22 protein-coding genes are annotated in these 19,000 nt (G+C 72.9%); 9 read left to right on the forward strand and 13 right to left on the reverse strand.

The window, feature by feature from the left end; all coding sequences use genetic code 11:
• Positions 1-204 precede the first annotated feature (204 nt).
• The gene (locus K7472_RS01145; RefSeq protein WP_222973051.1) at positions 205-540 is read left to right on the forward strand and encodes an STAS domain-containing protein; all 336 of its coding nucleotides are present in this window, start codon (positions 205-207) and stop codon (positions 538-540) included.
• Here the strand turns inward: K7472_RS01145 and K7472_RS01150 are convergent.
• The 5 genes from K7472_RS01150 to K7472_RS01170 form a co-directional block, all read right to left on the reverse strand.
• Entirely contained in the window at positions 532-945 is a 414-nt protein-coding gene (locus K7472_RS01150) for an ATP-binding protein (RefSeq protein WP_222973052.1), read from the reverse strand. The two genes, K7472_RS01145 and K7472_RS01150, sit on opposite strands and share 9 nt — an antisense overlap.
• Before the next feature lie 97 nt (positions 946-1,042).
• Positions 1,043-1,930 carry a SigB/SigF/SigG family RNA polymerase sigma factor gene (locus K7472_RS01155; protein ID WP_252394911.1) on the reverse strand — a complete coding sequence of 296 codons (888 nt, stop codon included), beginning with the start codon at positions 1,928-1,930 and terminating at the stop codon, positions 1,043-1,045.
• Between the two features lie 224 nt (positions 1,931-2,154).
• Positions 2,155-2,853 (reverse strand): haloacid dehalogenase type II, encoded by a 699-nt coding sequence (locus K7472_RS01160; protein WP_222973053.1) that lies wholly within the window; start codon positions 2,851-2,853, stop codon positions 2,155-2,157.
• A gap of 17 nt (positions 2,854-2,870) precedes the next feature.
• Entirely contained in the window at positions 2,871-3,269 is a 399-nt protein-coding gene (locus K7472_RS01165; protein WP_222973054.1) for a hypothetical protein, read from the reverse strand.
• A gap of 83 nt (positions 3,270-3,352) precedes the next feature.
• Positions 3,353-4,063, reverse strand: a complete 711-nt coding sequence (locus K7472_RS01170; protein WP_222973056.1) for a UdgX family uracil-DNA binding protein — start codon at positions 4,061-4,063, stop codon at positions 3,353-3,355.
• 95 nt (positions 4,064-4,158) lie between these two features.
• On the opposite strand from K7472_RS01170, the gene K7472_RS01175 reads away from it, so the two are divergent.
• Together K7472_RS01175 and K7472_RS01180 are read left to right on the forward strand one after the other, a co-directional pair.
• Positions 4,159-4,944: an Fpg/Nei family DNA glycosylase gene (locus K7472_RS01175; RefSeq protein ID WP_222973059.1), complete on the forward strand. Its 786-nt coding sequence runs from the start codon at positions 4,159-4,161 to the stop codon at positions 4,942-4,944.
• A gap of 97 nt (positions 4,945-5,041) precedes the next feature.
• Positions 5,042-5,209: a hydrophobic protein gene (locus K7472_RS01180; RefSeq protein ID WP_222973061.1), complete on the forward strand. Its 168-nt coding sequence runs from the start codon at positions 5,042-5,044 to the stop codon at positions 5,207-5,209.
• A 32-nt stretch (positions 5,210-5,241) separates the two neighbouring features.
• On the opposite strand, the gene K7472_RS01185 is transcribed toward K7472_RS01180, so the two are convergent.
• Genes K7472_RS01185 through K7472_RS01195 form a run of 3 tightly spaced genes read right to left on the reverse strand, consistent with a single transcriptional unit; the run spans position 5,242 to position 8,566 of the window.
• Positions 5,242-5,688: a response regulator gene (locus tag K7472_RS01185; RefSeq protein WP_222973062.1), complete on the reverse strand. Its 447-nt coding sequence runs from the start codon at positions 5,686-5,688 to the stop codon at positions 5,242-5,244.
• A complete protein-coding gene (locus K7472_RS01190; protein WP_222973063.1) occupies positions 5,685-7,307 on the reverse strand; it encodes a sensor histidine kinase in 1,623 nt (540 codons plus the stop codon). The genes K7472_RS01185 and K7472_RS01190 overlap by 4 nt, the downstream gene beginning before the upstream one ends.
• Positions 7,308-7,351: 44 nt before the next feature.
• On the reverse strand, positions 7,352-8,566 hold the full coding sequence (locus K7472_RS01195; protein ID WP_222973066.1) for a PP2C family protein-serine/threonine phosphatase: 1,215 nt from the start codon (positions 8,564-8,566) through the stop codon (positions 7,352-7,354).
• A 257-nt stretch (positions 8,567-8,823) separates the two neighbouring features.
• Here K7472_RS01195 and K7472_RS01200 point away from each other — a divergent pair, with 257 nt between their 5' ends.
• Complete coding sequence (locus K7472_RS01200) at positions 8,824-9,198, forward strand: ATP-binding protein (protein ID WP_222973068.1); 375 nt, start codon at positions 8,824-8,826, stop codon at positions 9,196-9,198.
• A 92-nt stretch (positions 9,199-9,290) separates the two neighbouring features.
• Here the strand turns inward: K7472_RS01200 and K7472_RS01205 are convergent, their stop codons facing one another.
• The gene (locus K7472_RS01205) at positions 9,291-9,770 is read right to left on the reverse strand and encodes a MarR family winged helix-turn-helix transcriptional regulator (protein ID WP_222973070.1); all 480 of its coding nucleotides are present in this window, start codon (positions 9,768-9,770) and stop codon (positions 9,291-9,293) included.
• A gap of 192 nt (positions 9,771-9,962) precedes the next feature.
• On the opposite strand from K7472_RS01205, the gene K7472_RS01210 reads away from it, so the two are divergent.
• A complete protein-coding gene (locus tag K7472_RS01210) occupies positions 9,963-11,144 on the forward strand; it encodes a PP2C family protein-serine/threonine phosphatase (RefSeq protein ID WP_308013710.1) in 1,182 nt (393 codons plus the stop codon).
• A 49-nt stretch (positions 11,145-11,193) separates the two neighbouring features.
• Here the strand turns inward: K7472_RS01210 and K7472_RS01215 are convergent, their stop codons facing one another.
• Both K7472_RS01215 and K7472_RS01220 read right to left on the reverse strand, forming a co-directional pair.
• Positions 11,194-11,658 carry a MarR family winged helix-turn-helix transcriptional regulator gene (locus K7472_RS01215; protein ID WP_222973073.1) on the reverse strand — a complete coding sequence of 155 codons (465 nt, stop codon included), beginning with the start codon at positions 11,656-11,658 and terminating at the stop codon, positions 11,194-11,196.
• Positions 11,648-12,109, reverse strand: a complete 462-nt coding sequence (locus K7472_RS01220) for an STAS domain-containing protein (protein WP_308013741.1) — start codon at positions 12,107-12,109, stop codon at positions 11,648-11,650. Before K7472_RS01220 ends, K7472_RS01215 begins: the two co-directional genes overlap by 11 nt.
• 182 nt (positions 12,110-12,291) lie before the next feature.
• On the opposite strand from K7472_RS01220, the gene K7472_RS01225 reads away from it, so the two are divergent.
• Together K7472_RS01225 and K7472_RS01230 are read left to right on the forward strand one after the other, a co-directional pair.
• A complete protein-coding gene (locus tag K7472_RS01225) occupies positions 12,292-12,711 on the forward strand; it encodes an ATP-binding protein (RefSeq protein WP_222973076.1) in 420 nt (139 codons plus the stop codon).
• Between the two features lie 146 nt (positions 12,712-12,857).
• Positions 12,858-14,429: a CYTH and CHAD domain-containing protein gene (locus tag K7472_RS01230; protein WP_222973077.1), complete on the forward strand. Its 1,572-nt coding sequence runs from the start codon at positions 12,858-12,860 to the stop codon at positions 14,427-14,429.
• A 91-nt stretch (positions 14,430-14,520) separates the two neighbouring features.
• Here the strand turns inward: K7472_RS01230 and K7472_RS01235 are convergent, their stop codons facing one another.
• On the reverse strand, positions 14,521-15,357 hold the full coding sequence (locus K7472_RS01235) for an RNA polymerase sigma factor SigF (protein ID WP_222973078.1): 837 nt from the start codon (positions 15,355-15,357) through the stop codon (positions 14,521-14,523).
• A 142-nt stretch (positions 15,358-15,499) separates the two neighbouring features.
• Positions 15,500-15,985, reverse strand: coding sequence for a hypothetical protein (locus K7472_RS01240; RefSeq protein WP_222973080.1), 486 nt, complete (start codon positions 15,983-15,985; stop codon positions 15,500-15,502).
• Positions 15,986-16,266: 281 nt separating this feature from the next.
• Between K7472_RS01240 and K7472_RS01245 the strand changes: the two genes are divergently transcribed.
• Complete coding sequence (locus K7472_RS01245) at positions 16,267-16,968, forward strand: hypothetical protein (RefSeq protein ID WP_222973082.1); 702 nt, start codon at positions 16,267-16,269, stop codon at positions 16,966-16,968.
• Positions 16,969-17,126: 158 nt separating this feature from the next.
• Entirely contained in the window at positions 17,127-18,956 is a 1,830-nt protein-coding gene (locus K7472_RS01250; RefSeq protein ID WP_372457877.1) for an MFS transporter, read from the forward strand.
• Positions 18,957-19,000: the final 44 nt, after the last annotated feature.

The following is a 19,000-nucleotide window of genomic DNA, read 5'->3' on the forward strand; positions in this document are numbered from 1 at the left end:
AGCCGCACCATCGGCCCCTCCGCTTGTTCGCCGGGTGTCACAGTCCAGGTGCCTGCTCCCTAGCCGGTGCCGCCCCACCCGAACCCCGCGGGCACCGGGTTCCACCGTTCGGCGCAGCGCGTAGCCGGTGCTTCCTGCCCTCGTGCTGTCCTCGCGCGCCGGGTGCGAGGGGCGGTGCGCGCCCGGGTGGGGGAGAATGGCGCCATGCCCCAGGTGAGTTTCGCCGTCCGACGAGGCGGCGGGGGAGCGGGACCCGTCGTCCTCGTGCTGACCGGCGACATCGACCGCGACGAGTCGGTGGTGCTCGCCGAGGCCGCGGCGAGCGTCGAGGCGTGCGGGGCGGACCTGCGGGTGGACCTCAGCGGCGTGCGCTTCATGGACTCCAGCGGCCTGCACTTCCTCGTCGCGCTGCGCAACGAGGCCGAGGCGCGCGGTGCCCGTTTCGTCCTCAGCGGGGTACGGCCGCAGGCAGCCCGGCTGGTGCGGCTCGTGGGCCTGGAGGATTTCCTCGGCCTGCCGCCCGAGACCCGGTCAGCCTGAGGCCCCCGCCGGGCCCACCCGCAGCGCCGCCCGCACCACCTTGCCGCCGGGCGCGGGGCGCACCTCGACGCCCTCCGACAGCCGCGACACGATGCGCAGCCCGTACCCGGCCGGTCCCGGCGCGGCCTGGGGGAACGCGCCGGGCGGATCGCTGTCCGCCACCGCCACGTCCACGTACGGCGGCTCGACCGTCACCCTCAGCGTGCACGGACCCGGGGCGTGGCGGCAGGCGTTGGAGGTCAGCTCGGTCACGATCAGGACGACGTCCTCGGCCACCCGCTCGTCCATCTCCCCCTCGTACGCCGCCGGGAGCGCGTCGAGGAAGGCCCGGGCGGCCCGCCCGGCGCGGTGGACCGAGCCGGCTCGTCCGTCCATCCGGACGACGAGGACCGGCGGGTCGTCCACGGCCACCACCTCGCGCCTGTTGCCCAATCGCTGCCCACAGGTCTGCCCCCGGGGGCGGGCGGTATGCGCGGACGGACGCAGGCATCGGGCGGGGGACTCAGCCCGCGCGGCCCGGGTCGTCCTCCTCCTGCCAGCGGGCCCGCAGCTCCCGCAGGGTGCCCGACAGCAGCCGGGAGACGTGCATCTGCGAGACGCCGATCCGCTCGGCGATCTCGACCTGCGTCAGGTTCCCCCAGAAGCGCAGCAGCACGATGGTCCGCTCCCGCGGCGGCAGGTCGTTCAGCAGCACCCCGAGCGTCTCGCGGACCTCGGTGAGCTCCAGCTCGTTGTCGTCCTGGCCCAGGCGCTCCGACAGCGGAGTGCCGGGCTGGTCGTCGCCCGGATCGCTCAGGGCGTCGAGGCGGTCGATCCGGTACGCGCGCGCCGCCCGGATCCCGTCGTCCACGTCGCAGGCCCGCACGTGCAGGTACGCGGCGATCTCGTCGGTACTGGGGGCGCGGCCGAGGTCTTGCTCCAGCCGGTCGGAGCCGCGGGCCACGGCCAGATAGAGCTCCTGCACCCGCCGGGGCACGTGCACCGGCCATGAGGTGTCCCGGAAGTAGCGCTTGATCTCGCCGGAGATGGTGGGGATCGCGAACGTGGAGAACTCCACGCCGCGGTCGACGTCGTAGGCGTCGACCGCCTTGATCAGGCCGACGACGCCCACCTGCACGATGTCGTCCATCGACTCGTGCCGGTGGCGGTAGGAGGCGGCGACGTAGCGCACCAGCGGGAGGCTGAGTTCGATGAGGGTGCCGCGCACGTAGCCGTAGGCGGGGTCCGCGGGGTCCAGCGCGGCCAGCCGGCGCAGCAGCACGTCGGTCAGCGCACGTGCCTCCGTCTTGCCCATGGCACGCATCTGCTCGGGTTCAAGTCGCGGCAGACGGTCCCCGCCGGGGGCGGGGCGCGTCCCGGCCGCGCGGGTCGTCCGGGTCGACGTGGGCATGAGAGGTCATCCCCTAGCGCCGGAGCTGGTGCTCCCGGCGGTCTCTCGTCGGTTCACGCCAGGCGAACGGGACGCGGCCCGCTCGCCGTGGTCCCGGCCCTGACGTCCGGACCGGGCCAGAGACCCGGACCCGACGCGGAGCCGGGACGACCTTCACCCCTCCACCCTGCCCCGCCCGGCCGGTGAGCGCCAACGCACGGCCGTCCGGGTGACGCGTGCCCGCCCTATCCGGCCCGGGTCAGCCCCTCCGTGAGGCGGTCCGCCAGGGTCCTCAGGTCGTCGGCGACGAGCGACGGCCGGGTCAGGACGCGGGGGAACTCCGCGCCGTCACGGTGCAGCCATGCGGCGTGCAGCCCCGCCCGCCGGGCCCCGTCGACGTCCCAGGGGTGGACGGCCACCATGAGGGCCTCGCCGGGCGCGACCCCCAGGTGTTCGACGGCGTCCAGGTAGGCGCGGGGTGCGGGTTTCCACTGCCGGGTCGACTCGACGCTGAGCATCGCCTCGAAGCGGTCCGCCAGTCCGGCCCGCCCGAGCAGCCGTTCCGCGACGGCGGCCGGGCCGTTGGAGAGCGTCGCCAGCCGGAATCCGGCGGAGTGCAGCGCCAGGACGCCCTCGGGCACGTCGGCGTGCGGCTCCAGGGCCGCGAAGCCCGCGAGGACGTGGTCGACCGCACCGTCCAGGTCCGCCGGGGGGCGTGGCAGGCCGGACAGCACGGTACGCGCCTCGTCGTGGGCGAGGGCGAGGAAGTCGGCGTAGCCGCCCGCGGCGGTCGCCGCGATGCCGTCGCGCAGCAGTGCGGACAACCACGCCTCGGCCAGGTGGGCGGGCGCGCCGACCGCACGGAAGCGGCCGGCCAGCGGCGCCGGATCGCTCAGCGTGCCGTTGACGTCGAAGAGGATCACGTGCGGCCCGGGGAGTGCCATGTCGGCTCCCGGCCCGCTCAGCGCTTCCCCTGCCCGCCGGACGTCCGCTCGGGTCCGGAGGTCAGGCACAGCACCTGTTCCATCTCCTGGTCGCCCAGGCTGCTGCCGCGGTCCTCGGCCGCGAAGTCGCCCATCAGCGCGCCGCGGGCCTCGCGCACGGCCGTCGGCTGCCCGGACAGGTAGGCGCTGACCTCACCGGAGATCCGCTTCGGGCCCTGGGAGGGACGGCACTCGCTGGTGTCGTAGTGCGCGTAGCGGATCACCGGGCGCTCGCCCTCATGGGCCTCGGTGACCTCGCCCGGCCCCTGCTCGGTGGTGAAGTGTTCCGCGAGCGCGCCGAACACGACCCTCGCGTCCTTGGCGGAGCACCCGGCGAGCTTGACGTCGACGTGGTGCACGTTGGTGTCGGTGGCCATCGGACTTCGTCCCTTCCTGACCGGATCCGGCCGCCGGGTGCCCGGCACGGGATGACGAACGGGACGTCGCGGGAGCCCGCGCGTCACGTCAGCTCCCGCGCCGCCACCTTCAGGTCGGAGACCAGCCCCTGGTAGACCTTCTCGCGTTCGTCGTCGTCGGCACGCAGTACGGCCGACGGATGGATGGTCGCCACCAGGCCGCACGCCGGGTCGTCCGGCGCCTCGCCACGGTGGCCGTCGCCGCCCCCGCCGCCGCGACCGAGGTCCGGCATCGGCATGAGCACCCCGCGCTGCTTCGTCACCCGGAAGGACGACCCGAGCAGCGCCTTGCCCGCGGTCGCGCCCAGCGCCACGACCACCTGAGGGTCCAGCAGGTCCAGCTCGGCCGCGAGCCACGGGCGGCACGCGGCCATCTCGCGCAGGTTCGGCGGCTTGTGGATGCGCCGCTTGCCGCGCGGGGCGACGGAGAACTTGAAGTGCTTGACGGCGTTGGTGACGTAGCCGACCGCGGGGTCGATGCCCGCGTCGTCCAGCGCCCGCCCCAGCAGCTTCCCCGCCGGGCCGACGAACGGCCTGCCCTGCCGGTCCTCCTGGTCGCCCGGCTGCTCCCCGAGCAGCACGATCCGCGCCGACGCGTCGCCCTCGCCGAAGACGGTCCGCGTGGCGTCCCGGTACAGCGGGCAGCCGTGACATCCGGCCGCCGCCTTCCGCAGGGCCGCCAGATCCGCGTGCGCGGGCACGAAGGAGGACGCGTCATACACCTGACCGGCTCGTTCGCCGTCGCTGGATGCCATCGCGCCCTCCGTTCGCTCTGGCGGGGCGGGTACCCAGCTGCTCGCGGCTTATGTGGACATATGCCCGGCGGGCGGATTCCGGTTAGGGTGACGGCATGCCGGAGTTGCCGGACGTCGAGGGCTTCCGCGAGGTGCTGGCGCGGCACGGCGAGGGCCATCGCGTGGAGCGGGTGGAGGTCGCCGACGCGGGCGTGCTGCGTGGGGTGTCGGCCGCCCGGCTGCGGCGCGAACTGAAAGGCCGCCGCCTGGGTACGCCCACCCGGCACGGCAAGTGGCTGATCGCGCCCACTGGAGGACCGACGCTGCTGCTGCACTTCGGCATGACCGGCCGACTCGTGCACTGCGCGGCGAAGGACGAACCGCACCCCCACGACCGCGTCGTCGTCGCCCTGCGCGGCGACGGTCAGCTGCGCTTCCGCGACCAGCGCAAGTTGCAGGGCATCCGGCTGGAGGACGACGCCGGGGTGCGGCGGGTGCTGGACTCCCAGGGACCGGACGCGGCGGAGGTCGATCGCGCCGGCTTCGAGGAGCTGATGACGGGCCGGCGAGCCCGCGTGAAGTCCGTGCTGATCGACCAGTGCGCGCTGGCCGGGCTCGGCAACCTGCTCGCCGACGAGATCCTCTGGCGGGCCCGCCTGCACCCCGCCCGGCGCGCCGACAGCCTCGACCGGGACGAACTGCGCAGGCTCCACGGCCGCATGCGCGGCGTGCTGCGCTCCGCCGTGCCCACCGGCCGCGTGCCGCCCAGGCGTTCCTGGCTGACCGGCCACCGCGACGACCCGGACCCGCACTGCCCGCGCTGCGGCCATCCGCTGCGCCGCGGCCGGGTCTCGGGGCGCGGCACGGTGTGGTGCCCGCACTGCCAGCCCGAGGACGGCTGACCCTCCGCGAGCGGGGGCGCATGCGTCCACCGATCCTGGCGCCGGGTGCGTGTTGCCCCGGAAGCGGGGCAGACGCATCCACGGAGGTGGATGTCCTATGGGTCCCTTGCTTGTGGTGCTGCTTCTGGCGCTGCTGTTGTTCGGCGTGGGCTTCGCGCTGCACGTCCTGTGGTGGATCGCGATCGTCGTGCTGGTGCTGTGGTTGCTGGGCTTCCTGGTACGCCCGGGTTCGGGCGCCGGGCGCGGCCGCTGGTACCGATGGTGACGCGTTCCTGAGCGCCGGGCGAACCCCGGCGCTCAGCCGCGGCGGCCCGGCAGTTTGACCACCGTGACGAAGAAGTGGTCGATCTGCCGGATCGCCGCCATGAACTGGTCGAGGTCGACCGGCTTGGTGACGTACGCGTTGGCGTGCAGCCGGTAGCTGCGCAGGATGTCCTCCTCGGCGGCCGAGGTGGTCAGCACCACGACCGGGATGTGCTCCAGGTCCGGGTCGGACTTGATGCGCTCCAGCACCTGACGCCCGTCGTACTTGGGCAGGTTCAGGTCGAGCAGGATCAGGTCGGGGGACGGCGCGTCGGTGTGGTCCCCGCGCCGGTAGAGGAAGTCGAGGGCTTCGAGCCCGTCCCGTACGACGTGCAGGTTGTTGCCGATCTTGTTGTCCTCGAACGCCTCCCGGGTCATCATCTCGTCACCCGGGTCGTCCTCGACGAGCAGGACCTCTACGGGGTGGGCGCTGGCGTTCATGCCGGACTTCCTTCCATGGTGCGCGCGGCGTCGTGCCGCGCCGGGGCGCCCTGGGCGGGCAGGGTGAAGCACACCCGGGTGCCCTGGTCGCGGGTGGTGTCGAGCCAGATGCGGCCGCCGTGGTGCTCGACGATCTTCTTGCACATCGCCAGGCCGATCCCGGTGCCCTCGTAGGCGTCCCGGGTGTGCAGCCGCTGGAAGATGACGAAGACCTTCTCGGCGAACTCCGGCGGGATGCCGATGCCGTCGTCGGTCACCGTCAGGCGCCACATCCCGTCCTCGTCCCGCTCGCACTCGATCCGCACGTGCGGGGCGGAGTCCGGGACGCGGAACTTGATCGCGTTGCCGACGAGGTTCTGCCACAGCATCGTCAGCAGTGTCGGGTCGCCGGTGAGCACCGGAAGATCGCCTGGGCGCTCGATGTCCGCGCGCGTCTCCTCGGCGACCGCCTCCAGGTTCGCCAGCGCCTTGCCCAGCGTGGCTCCCAGGTCGACCGGCTCACGGGCGTCGTAGTGGCGGCCGACGCGGGAGAACGTGAGCAGGTCGTTGATGAGCACCTGCATCCGCTTGGCGCCGTCCACCGCGAACGCGATGTACTGCGTGCCGCGTTCGTCCAGCTGGTCGCCGTAACGCTTCTCGATCAGCTGGCAGAACGACGCCACCTTGCGCAGCGGCTCCTGCAGGTCGTGCGAGGCGACGTAGGCGAACTGCTCCAACTCGGCGTTCGAGCGCTGGAGTTCGATCGCCTGGCTGCTGAGCACCGCCTGCTGCTCGCGCGCGGCGGTGAGCGCGGCGACGATCGTCTCGCGCATCGAGTCCACGTCCTCACCCAGATCGCGGATGTCGCGCGGCCCGTCCGCCGGGATGGGCCGGGAGAAGTCGCCGCCGGCCACCTGTCGCACGGACAGGCGCAGCGATTCCAGCGGCCTGCCGACGTTGCGCCGGGCCAGGAGCATCAGGGCGATGCCGGTCAGCAAGAAGAGGACCAGCAGCGCGGCGAACGTCGCGTTGCGCACGGTCTGGTCGGTGTTCAGCCGGTCACGCAACTGACCGGTGTCGCTGTCGAAGTGCGCGTTCTGGGCGTTCATCAGGGTGCGCAGGTGGTCGAACGCGTTCTTGCTGCCGTCGACGGCCGACGGGCTCACCGTGCGACCCGCCCGCGTCGCGGCGACGATCGGCTCGGCGTACTGGCGCCGCCAGGTCGCGGCGGCGCCCTCCAGCGCCTTCAGGTCGTGGACGAGGACCGGACGGTTTCCGACGAGCCGGGTGATCGTGGCGGACGTCTGTCGTTCCGTGGCCAGGCCCTGGGTGTAGGGTTGGAGGAACTCGGTGTTGCGCGAGATCACGTAGCCGCGTACGCCGGTCTCCTGGTCGACAAGGGCGGCCTGCAAGGTGGCGGTGGACACCCGGGCCGGCGCCAGGTGATCGGTCAACTGGTCCGAAGCGTCCTGGGTGGCCCGGAACAACACCACCCCCACCGCCCCGGCGATGACGACGAGGACGGTCATCACCCCGGCCATCAGCTGGCACCAGCCCTGCACGGTCAGCCCCCCGCGCTCCGTGCTCCGTGGGGTCCGTGCCGCCTGCGTCACTCCGCTCTCCTCCGTCGTCTGCGTCATACCGTTCGTACGGGCCGTCCGGGTCGTCCCGTCCGTCGAGGCCGTCACGGCGCCTCCCAGCGCAGCTCGACCACCGCGACGTCGTCGGCGAAACCGTCGCCGGTCGTCGTGGCCTCCTCCGCGTCGGCGATGAGCGCGTCCACGAAGGCGGCGCCCTTCAGCCCGGCGCGGCGCGCGGCCAGTTCCGCCAGGCCGTCCTCGCCCAGCCGGGCCACGCCTGCGCCACCGAGCCTGCCCTCGAAGAGCCCGTCGGTGTAGAGCGCGACCGCACCGCCCGGCGGCAGCTTCAGCGGCACCGGCTGCCAGTGGTCGCCGGACGACGACAGCAGCCCGAGCGCCGGGCCGAACGGCGGATCGAGCAGCTCCACCTCGCCGGCCGAGTGCAGCAGCAGTCCCGGGTGCCCGGCCCGCAGCAGCGACAGGCTGCCGTTCGTGCAGTCCAGCGCGATGGAGGAGACGGTGGCGAAGATCTCGGGACCCGAGCGTTCGGCGATCAGGATGCGCTCCAGCTGCCGCATCAGGGCCTGTCCGCTGATGCCGCTGAGGACCAGGGTCCGCCAGGCTATCCGCAGGCAGACGCCGAGCGCCGCCTCGTCGGGCCCGTGCCCCGACACGTCGCCGATGACGGCGTGCACGATGCCGTCGTCGGCCTCCACCACGTCGTAGAAGTCGCCGCCGAGCAGCGCGGTGGCCCGGCCCGGGCGGTAGCGGGCGACCACGGAGACCGCCGGGTCGGCGCGCAGCAACGGGACCGGGAGCAGACCCCGTTCCAGCCGTGCGTTCTCCTGCGCGCGCATCCGCTCCGCCTGGAGGGCCGCGGCGGCCTGCTCGGTCTGCTTGCGCTGCACGGCGTACTGGACGGTGCGGCGGAACAGCTCGGCGTCCACCCGCCCCTTGACCAGGTAGTCCTGAGCGCCCGCGGCGACCGCGGCGAGGCCGCTCTGCTCACCGGCCAGCCCGGTGAGCACCACCACGGCCGCCACCGCCGCCTGGCTCAGCACGCTGTCGAGTGCCGCCGTGCCGTGCGCGTCGGGCAGGTGCAGATCGAGCAGGACGCAGTGCGGCACGCCCTCGCGCAGGGCCGCGCGGGCGTCCTCCAGGGAGCGCACCCAGCGCAGCCTCGCCGGCAGCCCGCTGTCGGCGAGCAGCTCCTCGACGAGGAGCGCGTCACCCGCGTCGTCCTCCACGAGCAGCACGCTCAGCTCCGTACGGAGCGTCGGCGCCGTGACACCGGCACCGCGCGGTTGCGTCGGAACCACCCATGACCCCCAGCAGCATCTGGCCTCACCTCGAGTGAAGCGGTCCACTCTCCCACGCCGATCGCGAAGGCGTGCCCCGCCCACCCTTCCCTGGCCGGACTAAACAGTTGTTGGATGACAAACGATCCCTCGATCGATGCCGAGAAGCAAGCCGCCCCTGGTGATACACCGTTGCGGACACCCGTACCCTCGCGTGCCCGGTGTCGTACCCCGGTGGGATCCTGGGGCCAGATCACCACGGGGGGAAGGACGAAGGGATGCTGACGGTCGACTCGACGCGGGCCGGGATAGCCGAGGCCCGTGACGCCGCGGAGGCGTACCTCGGCGAGGCGTGCCCGTGGGCGGATCACGGCGCCGTGGTGCTGGTGGCGTCGGAGCTGATCACCAACGCGGTGCGGCACGCCGGCGGCTGGTGGCGCATGCGGCTGCACGCGGGGGACGGGCTGCTGACGATGGAGGTCGAGGACGCGAGCCCGCTGCCGCCCCGGCCGCGCACCCCCCAGCTGGACGGCGGGGGCGGTCTGGGCTGGCACCTGGTCCGGCGGCTGGCCGGCCGGGTCGAGGTACGGACCGGCGGCGCGGGGAAGGTGGTGCGGGTGAGCTGGACGGCGCCCGCGCCCGCCGCACTGTGAACGGTCACGCGCCCGGGTGAACGCCAGGGCCGACGGGCGTCGGTTTGTGGTGAACATCTCAAATGTGGAGGCGTCGGGCTGTGGCGAACGTCTCAGGCCGTGCGGGCGTCGGCGTCCGCCGCGCCGTCGGTCACCCGGCCCGCGGCGGTCGTGCAGAACGCCTCCAGGCCGTCCAGCAGCGCGGACCGCTTGGCGGGCGCCATGCGCTCGACGACCGTGCGCAGCTCCCGCTCGCGCCGGGAGCGCAGGTCGCGCAGGAACTCGCGGCCACGGGCGCTGACCCGCAGCCGCACCTCGCGCCGGCTGGTGTCGCTGGTGGCCCGCTCCACGAAGCCCACGGCCTCCAGCCGGTCGCACAGCCGGCTCATCGACGGCGGGGTGGAGCCCAGCGTCTCGGCCAGGGTCCGCAGATTGATGCCCTCGTTGTGCTCCAGGATGAACAGCACCCGCAGCTGGGAGGTCGACACCGGCGCGGTCGAGGCGCGGCCCCACAGCACTTCCAGCAGCTCTGCGGCCACGGAGGCGACGCGGGCCACCTCATCGGGCTGACGGCGCTGGGCGGAAGGGCTCACGGCTCCACTCTCGCAGGCCGCGGCGTCCACTGTCAGCGCGGCACAGGCAGCCGCCCCCGCGAATCACCGCAAACACGGCGCAAACGGGCGGAGGGGTAGTGTGCGCATGACGGGGTAGCCGCCTCACCATGTGGAACGCACCTGCCCGCCCGGACTGCCGGGCCGTACGCCCGCCGCACGCCGGGAGCCGCCGTGGCCGCCGTTGACGGCCTGACGGGAGCCTGTGGTGCCGGCCTGCGCTCCGCCCCTCCCCACGCGCTGGCCTCGGCCGCCGCCGCACTCCTGGCCGAACACGCCGGGGCGCGGGGGGCTGACGTGCTGCTCGTCGACTACGGGCTCACGGTGCTGCAGCCCGTCGCGGAGGAACCCCGTCCCGAGGACGCCGTCCCGGTCGACCAGGGGCCCGTCGCGCGCGCCTTCGCGGCGCAGGAGGCCGTCGTGGACAGCGGTGAACACGGTGTCACCGTCCACCTGCCGATGTCGGTGCGCGGCGACCGGATCGGCGTGCTGCGGGTGCGGCTGCCCGCCGGAACGCCGTACGAACACGACACCGCTCCGCTGCTGGACTTCGCCGACCTGCTGGCCCACGAGATCGTCGCCGCGGGCCGCCACACCGACCTGTACCTGCGCTCCCGGCGCCGCCGCAGGCTCACCCTGGCGGCCGAGATGCAGTGGCAGCTGCTGCCCGGCCTCGGCTGCTCCCGCGACGCGTACACCATCGGCGGCCACCTGGAGCCCAGCTACGCGATCGGCGGCGACAACTTCGACTGGAGCACCAGCGAACACCGCCTCCTGGTGGCTGTCACCGACGGCGAGGGCCAGGGCATCGACGCCACACTGCTCACCTCGCTGACAGTAGGAGCGCTGCGCAACGCCCGCCGTGCCGGACTGTCTCTCGGCGACCAGGCGCGCCTGGCCGACCAGGCCGTCCACGCCCAGTACGGGGGAAAGCGGCACGCCTCCACCATCCTGCTCGAGTTCGACGTCCCCAACGGGACCGTCCGCGCCGTCGACGCGGGCTCGCCGAGAGTCCTGCGGCAGCGCGGCGGACGGATCGATCCCGTCGCCCTGGAGCCGCAGCTGCCGCTCGGCATGTTCGAGGAGACGCCGTACGAGGAGCAGACCTTCGAAGTACTTCCCGGGGACCGCCTGATCATCGTCAGCAGCGGGGTGCACACCGCCCGCTCCCGCGCCGGCGACCCCTTCGGGGACCGGGCGCTGCAGCGGGCGGTGGCCGACAGCCGGCTCGCCCCGCCCTATGAGACCGCCCGTGCGGTGGTCCGCGGCCTGGTGGATCACCTGGGCAGTCCCGAGCTGACGGCCGACGCGGCGGTGCTGGTCATCGACTGGCACGGACCGGACGGCGAGGCGTAGGACGGGACGACGCGAGGGGCGTGGACACCACCGACGCCCGCACCGCGGATCACGTGCGTGGCGGCAGCGCCGCGTACACCTCGTGGAACGAGCGCAGACCCCGCGCGAGATCGCTGCGGCGCTCCTCGGGCATCGCGGCCAGCACCTCGTCCAGGTCCCGCTGCCGCCGTCGTGCCACCTCGGCCAGGAGCGACCGCCCGGCGGGGGTGAGGGTCAGCAGGATCTCGCGGCGGTTGTCCGGGTGGGCCAGCCGGTCCAGCAGCCCGGCCGCCTCCAGCCGGTCGCACAGCCTGCTGGCGGCGGGGGAGGTGGTGCACAGGGCCTCGGCCAGCCCGGTCATGTTGAGCGGCGGCCCCGCGTCGGTCACCTCCAGCACCCGCAATTGCAGCGGCGACAGGCGCGGGCTGACCCGGCGCGGTGCCCGGGACCACACGGACGCCAATGCCCGGACGGCGTCCGCCAGTTCGCGAACGCCGTCCGGCGATCCGGGTTCCGTACCGGGCTCAGCGGCCATCCGTCCGTGGCCCGGTCTGCGAGTCCTGCGGGGGCAGCGTGCCGAGCCCCCTGCGGTCCTGGTCGGGCAGGCGCCCCGGCGTCCCGTTCTCCGAATCGGTGCGGGCCGCCTGCACCGCCTCCTCGACGGTGTCGTGGACGGGTGTGTTGAGGTTCACTCCGGTCAGCTCCAGCAGACGGCGCACCGCGCTGGTGGGGGCGGCGATGCGCACGCTGCCGTCCACCAGCCGCACCTCGCGGTTGACCCGCAGCACGATGTTCAGGCCCGAGGAGTCCATGAAGGGCACCTCCGCCATGTCGAGCACCAGGTGCTTTCTGCCGTGGGCGATCTGGTTGGCCAGCTGGTGGTGGAGCTTCGTGGCGGTGTCCACGTCCAGCTCGCCGCCGATCCTCACCACCGCGAGCCACGACTCGGGAACGGCCACCTCGACCACGAGCGGGGCGATCTCCATTGGCACGACGTGTACCTCCACGAACTCGGATGTCTGAGCGGCGGATACCCAGGGTTGCCGTTTCCATTCGTCCCGATCGCGTTCCCCCTCTCCGGACGACCTGTCAGGCATGACTCGGCCCTGAGTGGCAAAACGTCCAGGAGTGAAGCCTGAGTGAACACGATCGATCGCGGAGGTTCCCGATGCCGAAGGTCTTCGACCGGTCCGCCGGTCTGCGGAATCGGTCGCGTGACCTTCTGCTCGGTACGGCGGGCGCGGGCGCCGCGGACGCCAGGGACCTGGTGCGCGAGCTGCTCGACCACGGACTCGACGGGCGGCGCACGGCGCGGCCCGACGGCGACGTGGTGCTGGCCGTCTCCGAGCTGGTCACCAACGCCCTGCGGCACTGCGCGGGACCGGCCCGGATGCGAGTGGTGACGCGCGAGGACGGCCTGCTGGTCGAGGTGCACGACGACTCGCAGCACCCGGCCCGCCCGCGCGACGCGCGCAATGACGGAACGGGCGGGTATGGCCTGCACATCGTCGAGGTGCTCGCCGACCGCTGGGGCAACCGCCGCACACCGCGCGGCAAGGCGGTGTGGGCGCTGTTCTCCTGGGGGTAGCGCGATCCGTCCGAAGGCAACGCGACCGGAATCCGGTGACCGTCGACGGTCACCGGATTCCGTGCCGTACAGCCGGATTCCGCGCCGTATACGTGAGCCGTGTACGTGAGCCGTATACGTGATGCGTCGGCGGGCAGGCGCACTGCATGGCACAGACGCATACGGAACGGGAAGGAAAGTTCGAAGGACTGGGCGACGGGCCCGTGCCCTCCCTGGACGGCCTGCCGGGCGTGGCCCGGGTGGCACCGGGGGAGCCGGAGGACCTGGACGCCCTCTACTACGACACCGCCGGCCTGGCACTGCTGGGCGCCGGTTCCACGCTGCGGCGCAGGACCGGCGGTCACGACGCGGGCTGGCACCTGAAGACCCCCGCGCCGGACGGCGCCCGGCACGAGACCCGGGTGGCCGCGGTCGACGGGGAGCGGGAAGGGCCGCCCGGTGAGATCACCCGGCTGGTCCGCGCCCGGGCGCGGGGGCGGCAGGTGGTGCCGGTCGCCCGGCTGCGCACCCACCGCGACCGCCTCCTGCTGCTGGACGCCCGCGACCGCCTCCTCGCGGAGGTCGCCGTCGACCGGGTCTCCGGCCAGGTGCTCGGCACGGTGCGGACGGACGGCGACCGGGAGGGCGAGCCGCCCGGGGAACGGGCCGTGCTGACCGCGTGGTCCGAGGTCGAGGTGGAACTCGATCGTGGCGACGAGGCGCTGCTCAGGGCGGTCGGCAAACGGCTGCGCAAGGGCGGACTACGCCCCGCCGCACACCCCTCCAAGCTCCAGCACGCGATGGCCGCCGCCGGAGTCGCACCTCACCCGGCCGTCCGCCCGTCCTCCGGCAGCGCGGGCGCCGTCGTCCTGGAACGGCTGCGCGCGCAGACCGAGGCCCTGTTGGCCCTGGACGCCGCGGTGCGCGCGGACGAGCCGGACTCCGTGCACCGCATGCGGGTCGCGGTGCGGCGGCTGCGCTCGGCGCTGAAGACCTACCGCGGGCTGTTCCTGCCGGGCAGCACGCGGGAACTGGAACGCGGGCTGCGGCGGCTCAGCCGGACGCTGGGGGAAGCCAGGGACCACGAGGTGCTGGGGGAGCGGCTGGGCGACGATCTCGCGGCGCTGGCCGGCGACCCGGCCACCGCGGCGCTGACCGGCCGGGGCGCGGGACGGATCACCGCCGAGGAGGCGCGGGCCTACCGCACCGCGTGGCGCGGCGTCGTCGAGGTGCTGGAGAGCGGTCGCTACTTCGCGTTGCTGGACGCGCTGTGCGGCTGGTCGGCCGATCCGCCGTTCGGCCCGAAGGCGGAACGGAAGGCTCGTGGCCGCCTGGAGAAGGCCGTGCGACGCAGCCGCGGGAAGCTGCTGGCGCGCGCCGACCACGCGTTGTCGCTGGAGCGGGGACCGGCCCGCGACGAGGCGCTGCACGGCACGCGCCGGGCGGCCAAACACCTGCGGTACGCGGCGGAGACGGCGCGGCCGGTCGTGGGCAGGCCCGCGCGGAAATTGGCGAAGCGGGCCAAGGCGGTCCAGAAGCTGCTCGGCGAGTACCAGGACTCGGTGGTCGCCCGCCAGTCCCTGCCGCTGCTCGCCGACCAGGCGCACCGCAGGGGCGAGGAGACCTTCGGGCACGGACTGCTCTACGCGTACGAGGGCGGCCGCGCGCAGGAGGCGCTCGCCGCGGTGCCGGACGCGCTGCGGAAGGCGTCGAAGCGGCGCCTGACGCGTTGGCACTGAACACGAGTGCGGGGCCCGGTGTCCCGGGCCCCGCACCGAGTGTTGGTATCAATCGTGCACGGCGGTTTCGCGTCGCACGGGCGGCGTGGGATCAGTCCTCGGTCAGCAACTGGGTCCGCAGCCGGTTCAGGGTGCGGCTCAGCAGCCGGGAGACGTGCATCTGGGAGATGCCCAGCTCGGCCCCGATCGCGGCCTGCGTCATGTCCGCGCCGAACCGCATCGACAGGATGGTCCGCTCGCGGTCGGGCAGATGCGCGATCAGCGGCTTGAGGGCGGTCAGGTTGTCGATGCCCTCCAGCGCGGGATCCTCGGCCCCGATGCGGTTGGCCCACGCGGTGCCGTCGTCCTCCTCGTCACCGGCCTGCGCGTCGATGGAACCGGCGCTGTAGGCGTTGGCGGCGATCCTGGCTTCCAGGACCTCCTCCTCGGTGATGTTCAGCCGCTCGGCCAACTCGCCGACGGTGGGGGCGCGGTCCAGCTCGGCGCTGAGCGCGTCGGTCGCCTTGGCCAGGTCGATGCGCAGCTCCTGGAGCCTGCGCGGCACCCGCACCGCCCAGCTGGTGTCGCGGAAGAAGCGCTTGATCTCGCCCACGATGGTCGGCAGCGCGAAGGTGACGAACTCGACGCCGTAGTCCGGGTCGAAGCGGTCCACCGCCTTGATCAGGCCGATCGTCCCGACCTGGAGGATGTCCTCCATCTGGTCGGCGCGGTTGCCGAACCGCTTCGCCGCGAACCTCACCAGCGCCATGTTCAGCTCGATCAGGGTGTTGCGTACGTACTGGTACTCCTCGGTCCCCTCCTCAAGGCGTCCCAGACGCGCGAACATGACCTTGGACATGTCCCGCACCTCGGCGACCGACGCCCCCGTTGTGTCGATCGGGGTGCCGACCGTCGTGGTGCTGACCTGTTCTTCGAGCTGGACCGACATCGGGTCTGCCCTCCCTGGGTTCCGTTTGACGCGAAGCCATGGAGGCGCCTACCCACACCTGAAGCATCAAACACGAATCTCGATACGTGTTTCCGGAAATTTTTTCCGGCGGGTACCGGAGTGCGGCCGGAACGTGGTCCGATCAGGCCGAACGCGCTGCCGAGGCGCCGTGGGACGCGCACAGAAGCCAGCGCGGCCGCTGCTCCGGCAGCGTCAGGCCCAGCGTGCCGAGCGCCTTGAGCAGGGCGTCGTCCCACTCGGCGGTCTCCCGCCCCGGCACGTCGGACCCGAGGTCGGCGCACTCGCCCAGCGGTACGCGCACGACGTGGGCGGTGAGCAGGTACATCGGGGCCTGCTCCCTGCCGTACGGGGTGAGCTCCACGCCGAGGGACCGCAACCGCTCGTCGCGCCGCAGGAAGTAGCCGTGCGCCTGCGGCGACCAGCGCTCGGTGAAGCCGGTCGAGGCCAGCAGCCGGTCCTGAGCCGCCTCACGGAAGCCGCCCTCGGTGTCGGGGGAGTACCAGTCGACGGCCAACTCGCCGTATTCGTCCGTCTCTTCGACCTTCCAGCCGTCCGCGCCGCCGAGGTCGTAGCCGTAGGCGAGGAGGGTGTCCGTCGGGTTGCTCACAGGCGGTGCTCCGTAACGGAAGGCCCGTGGGCCGGGTGCCGCGGGCGTGTGCCGTCGGCGCGTCCTCACGTGAACGGGCCCGGGAGGCCGCGTCGTTGCGGATCGGCGCCGACGCAGACCGCTTACCCCGGGCCGGGGAGGGTGATGCCTGGAGGTCTTCCGTGTAGATGCCTGGAGGTCTTCCGTGTAGGGGACGGCCGCCCGGGTAGCCGCAGCCCCACGCACGACCGACCATCGCGCGCCGCGGTCCACCCGGGGCGCGCCCGGCAGGAGGGAACACCATGACTGCCCGGCAGCACGCCAGCACCGCCCGGCACAGGGCACCCCGTCGCCGCACCCCCGCGCTGCGCACCGCGCTCACCGCCGCCGCGGGATCGGTCCTGGTGACCACGGTCGCCGCCAGTGCCCCGGCCCAGGCGTCGGCCACGACCGCGCCGCACCGGGCCGCCTCGGCGCCGACCGCCACCCGGCAGGCCCCCGACAGCCTGCGCCGCGACGTCAACGATCTGACCGTGCGCACTCCGGACGGCTCCGCCCTCGGCCAGGCCCGGCTCTTCGCGGTCTACCGGGACCTGCGGGCGGCGGGCGTGAACGACTGGACCGTCGTGGGCGCGGAGGACCCGGGGCGGCCGGGCGTGGTGCTGCGGCTGTGGCACACCGACCCGGCGAAGGCGGACGCCGTGCGGCGGGCGATCGCGCCCACGCTGCGGGTGACCTCCCGGGCGCACGAGGTCTACAGCGTGGGGCTGCTGGCGCCGGTTCGGCCCGGCTCGCCCGCCGCACGCGGCGACGTGGCCGAGCTGACCCGCGTGGTGCAGGAGGCGGGCGGCCCGGGCGCGCTGGTGGACCCGCAGCCCGACGTCGTCCACGTCCACCTGGAGGCCGACCGGCTGAGCGCGGCCACGCTGGACGCGGTACGGGCGCAGGCCGCCCGCACGGCCGGTTCGCCGGTCGGCGCGGTCCGCGTGATCGGGGAGCCGTAGGCCCCGCTGCGGCCCGTCCGTGACCGCCCCCTGAGGACAGCCGTCGGTCCCTCGGACATACGGATGTCATATGAACGCGATAAAGTTAGTTAGCCTCAAGCAACTAACTTCCTCGCGGTCGGCGCGTACGCGACGCGAAGGGGACGGGAATCACAGAAGTGGGCATAGCCAGGAGAACACCCCCAGCACCGGCGACGCCGGGCGGGTCCCCGGACGCGTCGGCGCTGGGCCCGCACTACAAGTGGATCGCGCTGTCGAACACCACCCTCGGTGTGCTGATGGTGATGATCAACCAGTCGATCGTGCTGATCGCGTTGCCCGACATCTTCCGGGGCGTCCACCTCGACCCCCTCGACCCCTCCAACACCAGCTACCTGCTGTGGATGCTGATGGGGTTCATGGTGGTCACCGCGGTGCTGGTGGTCACCTTCGGCAGGCTCGGCGACATGTTCGGCCGGGTCCGCATGTACAACATGGGGTTCGCGGTCTTCACCGCCTGCTCGATCATGCTCTCGCTGACCTGGATGCACGGCAGCGCGGGTGCGCTGTGGCTGATCGGCTGGCGCATCGTGCAGGGCATCGGCGGCGCGCTGCTGTTCGCCAACTCCACCGCGATCCTCACCGACGCCTTCCCCGCCAAGCAGCGCGGCACGGCCCTGGGCATCAACTCCATCGCTGCCATCGCGGGCTCGTTCCTCGGCCTGATCCTCGGCGGCGTGCTCGCCCCGGTCAACTGGAAGATGATCTTCCTGGTCTCGGTGCCGTTCGGCGTCTTCGGCACGATCTGGGCGTACGTGAAGCTGCACGACACCGGTGTGCGCCGCAAGGCGAAGATGGACTGGTGGGGCAACGTCACCTTCGCCGTCGGCCTGATCTCGGTGCTGGTCGGCATCACCTACGGCATCCAGCCGTACGGCTCCAGCAGCATGGGCTGGGGAAACCCCTGGGTGCTGACCGCGCTCATCGGCGGCGCCATCGTGCTCGTCGGCTTCGTGGTGATCGAGAACCGGGTGGCCGAACCGCTCTTCCGCCTGTCGCTCTTCCGGCTGCGGGCGTTCACCGCGGGCAACATCGCCAGCCTGCTGACCGCGCTCGGCCGCGGTGGCCTTCAGTTCATGCTGATCATCTGGCTCCAGGGCATTTGGCTGCCCCTGCACGGCTACAGCTTCGAGCAGACCCCGCTGTGGGCCGGCATCTACATGATCCCGCTGACCATCGGCTTCCTGCTGTCGGCGCCGGTCTCCGGCTGGCTGTCCGACCACTTCGGCTCGCGGGCCTTCACGGTGGGCGGCGCGCTGCTGACCGCGGCGAGCTTCGTGGCCCTGATGGAGCTGCCGACCGACTTCAGCTACTGGGTCTTCGCCCTGCTGATCCTGGTCAACGGCCTCGGCTCCGGCCTGTTCGCGTCGCCGAACCGCGCCGAGATCATGAACGCCGTCCCGGCCGACGCGCGCGGCGCGGGCGCCGGTATGACCGCCACGTTCCAGAACTCCTCGATGGTGCTGTCCATCGGCATCTTCTTCAGCCTGATGATCGCGGGCCTGTCCCACACGCTGCCGCACACCATGCACGACGGCCTGGTCGCGCAGGGCGTGCCGAACGCCGAGGCCACCCAGATCTCGCAACTGCCGCCGATCGCCGTGCTGTTCGCGGCCTTCCTCGGCTACAACCCGTTCCAGCAGCTGCTCGCCGGTCACCTGGGCGGGCTGCCGCACGGCGGCGCGACCATCACCGGCAAGCAGTTCTTCCCGCACCTGATCTCCGGTCCGTTCCACCACGGCCTGGTGATCGCCTTCTGGTTCGCGGTCGCCGCCTGCGTGGTCGCCGCGTTCTCCTCGTTGATGACCGGCCGCATCGGCCGTCGGCACGAGAAGCGCCCCGAGCCGCTCGGCGAGGAGCTGGCCGCGGTCTCCGGTGAGGCCGGTATCGCGATGAGCGAGCTGGTCGTTCCCGAGGAGAGCGGAAGCCCGGAGGACCGCAGGGCCTGACACCTGGTGAGCGAACGACGCGGCGCCCGCCCCCTCCGCCTGGG

It is taken from the genome of Streptantibioticus parmotrematis (genome assembly GCF_019890615.1).
GTDB classification, from domain to species: Bacteria; Actinomycetota; Actinomycetes; order Streptomycetales; family Streptomycetaceae; genus Streptantibioticus_D; species Streptantibioticus_D parmotrematis.

Coding starts and splice junctions, on each gene's coding strand:
- K7472_RS01145 (WP_222973051.1), top strand. CDS start 205: ATGCCCCAGGTGAGTTTCGCCGTCCGACGAGGCGGCGGGGGAGCGGGA.
- K7472_RS01155 (WP_252394911.1), bottom strand. CDS start 1,930: ATGCCCACGTCGACCCGGACGACCCGCGCGGCCGGGACGCGCCCCGCC.
- K7472_RS01160 (WP_222973053.1), bottom strand. CDS start 2,853: ATGGCACTCCCCGGGCCGCACGTGATCCTCTTCGACGTCAACGGCACG.
- K7472_RS01165 (WP_222973054.1), bottom strand. CDS start 3,269: ATGGCCACCGACACCAACGTGCACCACGTCGACGTCAAGCTCGCCGGG.
- K7472_RS01170 (WP_222973056.1), bottom strand. CDS start 4,063: ATGGCATCCAGCGACGGCGAACGAGCCGGTCAGGTGTATGACGCGTCC.
- K7472_RS01175 (WP_222973059.1), top strand. CDS start 4,159: ATGCCGGAGTTGCCGGACGTCGAGGGCTTCCGCGAGGTGCTGGCGCGG.
- K7472_RS01180 (WP_222973061.1), top strand. CDS start 5,042: ATGGGTCCCTTGCTTGTGGTGCTGCTTCTGGCGCTGCTGTTGTTCGGC.
- K7472_RS01185 (WP_222973062.1), bottom strand. CDS start 5,688: ATGAACGCCAGCGCCCACCCCGTAGAGGTCCTGCTCGTCGAGGACGAC.
- K7472_RS01190 (WP_222973063.1), bottom strand. CDS start 7,307: ATGACGCAGACGACGGAGGAGAGCGGAGTGACGCAGGCGGCACGGACC.
- K7472_RS01200 (WP_222973068.1), top strand. CDS start 8,824: ATGCTGACGGTCGACTCGACGCGGGCCGGGATAGCCGAGGCCCGTGAC.
- K7472_RS01215 (WP_222973073.1), bottom strand. CDS start 11,658: ATGGCCGCTGAGCCCGGTACGGAACCCGGATCGCCGGACGGCGTTCGC.
- K7472_RS01220 (WP_308013741.1), bottom strand. CDS start 12,109: ATGGAGATCGCCCCGCTCGTGGTCGAGGTGGCCGTTCCCGAGTCGTGG.
- K7472_RS01225 (WP_222973076.1), top strand. CDS start 12,292: ATGCCGAAGGTCTTCGACCGGTCCGCCGGTCTGCGGAATCGGTCGCGT.
- K7472_RS01230 (WP_222973077.1), top strand. CDS start 12,858: ATGGCACAGACGCATACGGAACGGGAAGGAAAGTTCGAAGGACTGGGC.
- K7472_RS01235 (WP_222973078.1), bottom strand. CDS start 15,357: ATGTCGGTCCAGCTCGAAGAACAGGTCAGCACCACGACGGTCGGCACC.
- K7472_RS01245 (WP_222973082.1), top strand. CDS start 16,267: ATGACTGCCCGGCAGCACGCCAGCACCGCCCGGCACAGGGCACCCCGT.